Raw genomic sequence first — 1,089 nt, 5'->3', positions numbered from 1 at the left:
ATCGTCTAGATAGCCTAAAAGAGTTACATATCACAGTACTAAATAATAATATTAATCGAATTGAAATAGAATTTTACAATGAAAATGAAACATACATTGCAGTAGAGAAGGAAGAAATTGCGAATGCAATTATGGGGGCATATACAAAAGCAAATATCTATTATTCGGCAGATCTTTATTATGTTGCGGAAGGAAATGAAATCAAATTAAAGAGCATCAAACCAAAATTAGCGGGTGATATGTGATGAAACAAGAAAAAGGAATGATAGGAGTCCTATGTACGCTTGTTTTAATGATTTTACTACTTATACCCTTACAAGCAGCTGAAGCTTCTGCAAAAGTAGATTTTAATGAATTGAAGGGGAACGATGTTTCGTCATCCTTTAACAAGGGGTTAAACAATCGAGCGAAAACAACAGAGAAAGATGATTCATTTGGATCATCAATCATACAAAAGATAGAGGGATTGTATGCACCTGCTTTTAAAGTAGGAGTAAATATCTTTTCTATTTCATTCATATTAGGCGTTATTGTCATGGTTATGGCATTAATTACAAAGAATGGTCAATGGATGAAGTGGGCGACTGGGAGTATGATTTTCTCATTTATTAGCATGATGTCCATGAGACTAAGTGTGTACTTCTTGTTTAGTTCCGATGTATTTTCGTTTATGAACATCTTCACGGATTTTTTAGACCTGTTTAAAGCAACAGCACTTATTTTCACACCATTTATGTTAATTGCAGGTATTCGTTTAAGAAGAATTCACGAAAGTACGAAACAGCCTGAGTATTACCGTTGGTCTAACCGTGTCATAACAGGATCTTGTTTGCTGTGTATGTTGGCCGTACTCGCTCCATGGCTATTTGCTAATATGTAAAGAACCATATATAAAGATAGAAAAGGTACTGAATCTACATTCAGTACCTTTTATCTACCCATTAGGTTCTTTCTTTCATATTCTTCAAATACTTCTTCTGAAATTGGCGATAGTATGCCGCTCAAATACACAGCAGTATATAAAAAGTATTGCTCATCCCTTGTTTTAATTGTATGTGTACCGTGTTCCTCATTGTTTGGAATAATTCG

General features: G+C 34.2%; 1 protein-coding gene and 1 pseudogene. Both read left to right on the top strand.

The window, feature by feature from the left end; genetic code table 11:
• Window positions 1-245: pseudogene (locus CO726_RS31030) on the top strand (hypothetical protein); the annotation flags it as partial.
• Window positions 245-880 (top strand): hypothetical protein, encoded by a 636-nt coding sequence (locus CO726_RS31635; protein ID WP_136699921.1) that lies wholly within the window; start codon window positions 245-247, stop codon window positions 878-880. The pseudogene CO726_RS31030 and the gene CO726_RS31635, both read left to right, overlap by 1 nt.
• The last annotated feature ends 209 nt before the right edge of the window (window positions 881-1,089 follow it).

It is taken from the genome of Bacillus fungorum, from assembly GCF_002746455.1.
In the GTDB taxonomy this organism is placed as follows: domain Bacteria; phylum Bacillota; class Bacilli; order Bacillales; family Bacillaceae_G; genus Bacillus_A; species Bacillus_A fungorum.
This window is presented reverse-complemented; position numbering and strand designations above follow the sequence as displayed.

What these genes read in the sequence shown, in the direction of transcription:
- CO726_RS31635 (WP_136699921.1), top strand. Translation starts at nt 245, where the DNA reads ATGAAACAAGAAAAAGGAATGATAGGAGTCCTATGTACGCTTGTTTTA.